5 protein-coding genes are annotated in these 5,076 nt (G+C 56.7%); 4 read left to right on the forward strand and 1 reads right to left on the reverse strand.

Annotated features, from left to right (window positions below):
* Positions 1–221: 221 nt before the first annotated feature.
* Positions 222–809 (reverse strand): TetR/AcrR family transcriptional regulator, encoded by a 588-nt coding sequence (locus GSQ94_RS16700; RefSeq protein ID WP_158945007.1) that lies wholly within the window; start codon positions 807–809, stop codon positions 222–224.
* Between the two features lie 119 nt (positions 810–928).
* On the opposite strand from GSQ94_RS16700, the gene GSQ94_RS16705 reads away from it, so the two are divergent.
* The 4 genes from GSQ94_RS16705 (at position 929) to GSQ94_RS16720 (ending at position 4,972) form a co-directional block, all read left to right on the forward strand.
* On the forward strand, positions 929–1,594 hold the full coding sequence (locus GSQ94_RS16705; protein WP_158945008.1) for a peroxiredoxin-like family protein: 666 nt from the start codon (positions 929–931) through the stop codon (positions 1,592–1,594).
* Positions 1,595–1,717: 123 nt separating this feature from the next.
* Positions 1,718–2,905, forward strand: a complete 1,188-nt coding sequence (locus GSQ94_RS16710) for a hypothetical protein (protein ID WP_158945009.1) — start codon at positions 1,718–1,720, stop codon at positions 2,903–2,905.
* Between the two features lie 29 nt (positions 2,906–2,934).
* A complete protein-coding gene (locus GSQ94_RS16715) occupies positions 2,935–3,720 on the forward strand; it encodes a hypothetical protein (RefSeq protein ID WP_158945010.1) in 786 nt (261 codons plus the stop codon).
* Between the two features lie 10 nt (positions 3,721–3,730).
* The gene (locus GSQ94_RS16720; RefSeq protein WP_158945011.1) at positions 3,731–4,972 is read left to right on the forward strand and encodes an MFS transporter; all 1,242 of its coding nucleotides are present in this window, start codon (positions 3,731–3,733) and stop codon (positions 4,970–4,972) included.
* Positions 4,973–5,076: the final 104 nt, after the last annotated feature.

Genomic DNA, 5,076 nt, shown 5'->3' on the forward strand with positions numbered 1-5,076 from the left:
GGCTTATTGCGCGATATAGCTTTTCCCCAACCGCCGAGTTGCCAGCGCAATGATCGCTCAGTTCTCAACGCGCTTAGTCCTTATCAGTAACGAGAAGTCGGCATGTCGGAAGTGATCCCATTTGACGGGAAGCGCGTTTCTCGGTACCGCTCAACAAACCCAATGGCGAGCCGCTTCGATATTCCAGCGCTCACCAAGTGTCAGCTCCGTCCAAAGATGCTTCAGAGCCCGAGTCCGGTGAGAAAGACTTCTATCTGCTGCTCGAAGCGAGACCTATCGTAAGACACAAGGGCCATCCGCCAGAGGCCCTGCATATATGTACTGACGACAGGCACCACAAGCTGAGGCTCGAAACCCGCCGCAAGAAGTCCATCTCGCTTGTCGGCGTTCATCCGAGCGATCATCTTGTCCTGAAGCGTGGAGATCTGCCCTTCGATGTACTCTCGCAGTTCAGCCTCATCAAGTACCTCGTGCGTCAGGCTTCCAGCCATCATGCAGATGACCGAAGGTGTATCAGGATTGTCGAGAGATTCCAGCATATTCTTGAATAGCGCACGCACCCCGAGTGCAGCCGTGGGTGCCTCAAGGAATACCTTGGAGCGCTTTCGAGCGACGGTCTCGTTATAGTGCTTCAGGCACTCAAGGTAGGCTCGCTTCTTGCTTTTCAGGGTGTTGTAAAACGAACTCTCCCCAATACCCATTTCTTTGAGCAGATCGCGCAGCGAAGTGCCTGCATAGCCACTCTTCCAAAAGAGGCGCGTCGCCCGATCCAGGGTGGTGTCGTAATCGAACTCCAAAGTCCGCGCCATGAGAGACCTTTCCTATTCTGTAGCGACTGCCCCAAAATAATCCTTGACACGGGCGATCTCCCCTTTCATTATGTATCGAGTGCTACAGATAGTCAACGGTTGGCACTCAGGAGATCAATATGGCTTACAAACAGTCGGCAGAGGCATTACAGGCAAAGGTCAAGGCCACCCTCGGAGAAAAGTTCAGCATTATCTCCGGTGACATGGAGCGCGTCCGCTCGTCCGACGTGCTGGATCACGCTTTGAAAGTCGGCGATGCCGCGCCTGAGTTCAACCTGCCGGATGCATTCGGCCACGAAGTCTCGCTCGGAAGTCTGCTGGCTGAAGGGCCGCTCGTCATCAGTTTCTACCGGGGCGAATGGTGCCCGTACTGCAATCTCGAACTGCGTGAACTACAGGCGACTCTGCCAAAGATGCAGGCGCTGGGCGCAAAACTGATCGCGATCTCTCCTGAGAAACCGGACAACGGAATTATCGCAACCGAAAAGAACCAACTGACCTACCCAATTCTCAGCGACTTCGAGAACAAGGTGGCGCGGCAGTTCGGCATCGTCTTTCAAGTGGGAGATGGGGTGAAGGAACTCGGCAAGAATGTGTTCAAGAACGATCTAGAACTCCGCAATGGAGAGGGGTCTTACCAACTCCCTGTGCCCGCCACGTATGTGATCGACACCTCGGGGATCATTCGGTTTTCCCACGTCGACGCAGATTACATGACCGGACGTGTGGAGGCGGAAACCGTGGTGGCGGCACTGGAAGCAATCGCTCAGCCCGTCGCGCAGTAGCCCCGGGAACGCGACGCTGCCCTTTGCCGAGGCACTGCCTTTCGCGGCCTGGTCCCCGTCAAGCGCAATCTCTACTCAATCAACCTGACCTCCGCTATAAGCGGACGACCTATGGAGACCATCATGAACACCAGCAACCAAGTCATCCCACAATCGGCGGGGGCTCTTACCTTCAACCCGGACGGTGTCCTCTTCGTAGGCGACAGCAAGCTCGGAGCCGTTTTTGCCTTCGAGACGGAACGCGGCCAGGCTCCAGCCTCACTAGACCCCTTCCTGTTCGAGTCGATTGACGAAAAGATCGCAGCGGCGCTGGGCGTAACGGCGAAGAGCCTCGTGATGAACGGCATGGCCGTTCATCCGGTGACGCGCGAGCCCTACTTGTCAATTGGCGTGCGCGATGGTGACCGCTTGAACCCCGCGATTGTGCGGGTCCCGCTTACCGGCGAGGTCCAACCGTTTGACCTCTCATCGTCGAAGGTGACGGTGCACCCACTCTCCGACGTTCCAGACGAGAACGTGACCTTCAAGTCGCGGGCTGGTACTTTCCCATATCCACCCGCGTCGTACTTCGACGAGAAGGCACGTACGCCGATCCGTTCCATGACGATTGTGGATCTGAAGTTTCATGACGGCGAGGTGTTCGTCGCCGGAGTCTCGAACCAGGAGTTTTCCTCCACGCTGCGGCGAATCGCCTACCCGTTTACTGGAGCCGCCAGCGAGACCCAACTGGAGATTTACCACGTCGCTCATGGCCGCTACGAAACACGCGCGCCGATCCGCACCATGCAATTCGCTACGCTCGATGGCGTAGACACGCTCGTCGCCGCGTACGCTTGCAGCCCACTCGTCACCATTCCGGTTTCAGAACTGCAGCACGGCGCAAAGGTAAGGGGCAAGACAATCGGCGACATGGGCAACGGTCAGCCCATCAGCATGGTCGCTTACCGTGATGGAGACGAAAACAAACTGTTCATCACCAACCTCGGTCGCGGCCCCATGATCGTTCCGCTCTCCGGCATCCGCTCGGCCGAAGGTTTCACGCCCGAGAACCGGCCGGCTCAGGGCCCGATGCTGGACCAATCACCCTTCATGCCCGCAGGACCCGTCGGCAAACAGGTGCTGTTCGTCGGATCTTCGTTGCGGGCGGATCTGTTCAGCGACAAGTTCTTCGTCTCGCTGACCCGCTACGCGGATACCGGCAATTTGACGCTTGAGACTTTGATGGTCAGCCCACTGCCCGCTCGGCTAGACAAGATATGGGTGGAGTTCGATTTCCCAGGTGTCGAGTTCCCGCGAAAACACGCGGCGTAAAGGCGGCTTGAGTTCAGAGAGAGACAAAGATGCGGACAAAAACTTTCCCAGAGATGCTAATCAGCATCTCTCCTCAAGCCAAGGTGCTCCCCGCCAACACCCTGCGTTTCTACATCCATTTCCCAAGGCCAGGAGAAGCTCACTTCGAGCGTGACCAACTTTGCTTACTGGACGACAAGGAACAAGTGGTGCGTGACCCTTTTCTCGTCCTGTCGCAGGAACTCTGGTCACCTGACGGGCGTCGCCTAACAGTGTTGATGGAGCCAGGAAGAATCAAGCGCGGTCTTGGTGCGGACCCGACTCACGAGCCAGCGCTTTTTGTCGGGCGGACCTTTAGCTTAGCCGTCACGGCGCTCGGTCAAACAACACGCCATACCTTCCGCGTAGGCGATCCAGTTCTTGAGGCGGTCGAAGAGACCAGGTGGCGTCTCGTCGCCCCAACACTAGGCAGCCGCAATCCCGTGGTCGTGCACTTCGACAGGGTTATGGATGCCGTCCTTTGCGAGGACGAGATCGGAGTTCTGAACGCTTCCGGCGAGGTCGTTCAAACGAGTGTGTCACTCGCACCAGACGGAACCACAGCGCAGATTATCCCGAGACACCCTTGGAGCGCCTTGGAGCACCACCTCGTTGCCTCTGAACGTCTCGAAGACGTTTGCGGCAACAGGTTGGGTGAGGTTCTGGATCATGACCTGAGTACGGGCGGACGACCGCGAGCTGGGACGATCAGCTTCACTTGCCATGACGTACAAGGCATAGACACGCCGCGGAACAGTTCTACAACCCCGGTATACCCGGACGAAACACCTGTTTAGGACGGAAACTATGACAAGCGCAATCCAGACTCCAAACATCCCGTCCGCACCTCCCCTCAGCAAAGTTCTTGTGCCGGTCTTTCTCATCGTCTTCACAGACATCATGGGCTTTGGTCTGATGATTCCTCTATTACCTTTCTACGCAGAGCATTTTGGAGCCTTCACCGTAGGCCTGCTGCTGTCGGTTTTCGCTCTCTGTCAATTGCTCGCTGGACCTCCGCTCGGTCAGCTCTCAGATCGGATTGGCAGGAAACCTGTGTTGGTCATTAGCCAGATCGGCACACTTGCGGGATACATACTGCTCGCCCTATCGAACACCCTATGGCTCGTTTTTGCGGCAAGGATCATTGACGGCTTGACTGCGGGGAACATTTCGGTCGCGCACGCATACGTCTCGGACAATACGGCACCCGAACAGAGAACAAAGGCATTCGGTATCGTCGGAGCTGCATTCGGTCTAGGCATGCTTGTTGGGCCAAGCCTCGGCGGTCTCCTGGCCAGACACAGCCTGACGACGCCGATTTGGGGAGCTTGCGTTCTTTCAGCCCTCAGCATCGTGGCGACGGCCGTGCTGTTGCCGAAAGGAGTAAAGGCTGAGCACAAAGGGCCGTCCGAGAGTCTGCTTCCCGTCAAACCGATCCTGGACTGCTTTCGCGATCCAGCGACAGGCGGAATCTTTTTTCTCTTGTCTCTTTTCTATTTTGTCTTCAACACATTCATATCCGGGTTCGCCTTGTTTTTGGCCGGGCGCGTCACCTGGGGGGGAGAGCCGATCGGACCGCAGACCGCCGGGTTTATGTTCGCTTACGCTGGTCTCCTGAATTTTCTCTTCCAGGCGATCGCTCTGGGACACCTTTTACGGTGGTTCCGGGAGCGTACCTTGGTCTTCGCTGGTTTCCTGCTGATGGCCATCGGATTTGGCGCGCTCTCGCTGAGCCATACAGTCCTTGCAACGCTGGCATTCCTTACCCTGAGCCATAGTGGTGCGGCGGTACTCAGGCCGACGATCACGGCGCGGCTCTCTAAACGTGTTTCACCACAGCGTCAGGGGCTGGTGATGGGAGTCAATCAATCCGTAATGTCGATTGCCTCTGTTCTCGCACCTCTGGTGGTAGGCATTTTGATCAATCATGGCTTATACGTTGGCTGGGCTCTCTGGATGTCTGTAATCGCTGCTGCAGGAGCTTTTGGTGTGTCACGCATTTCGTCCATGAGAGATGAACCATTGGTGAGTCAGCTACCGCAGGTCTAGGTAACGATAATGTATGGTCCGCCGCAGGACTGCAAGGGAGAAGCTACGTGCGATAGACAAGTCTGCGGCAATGTATCCGGCCTTTGAGTGGAGATCGTCTCTCC

This window comes from Granulicella sp. S190 (assembly GCF_009766095.1).
Lineage (GTDB): Bacteria > Acidobacteriota > Terriglobia > Terriglobales > Acidobacteriaceae > Edaphobacter.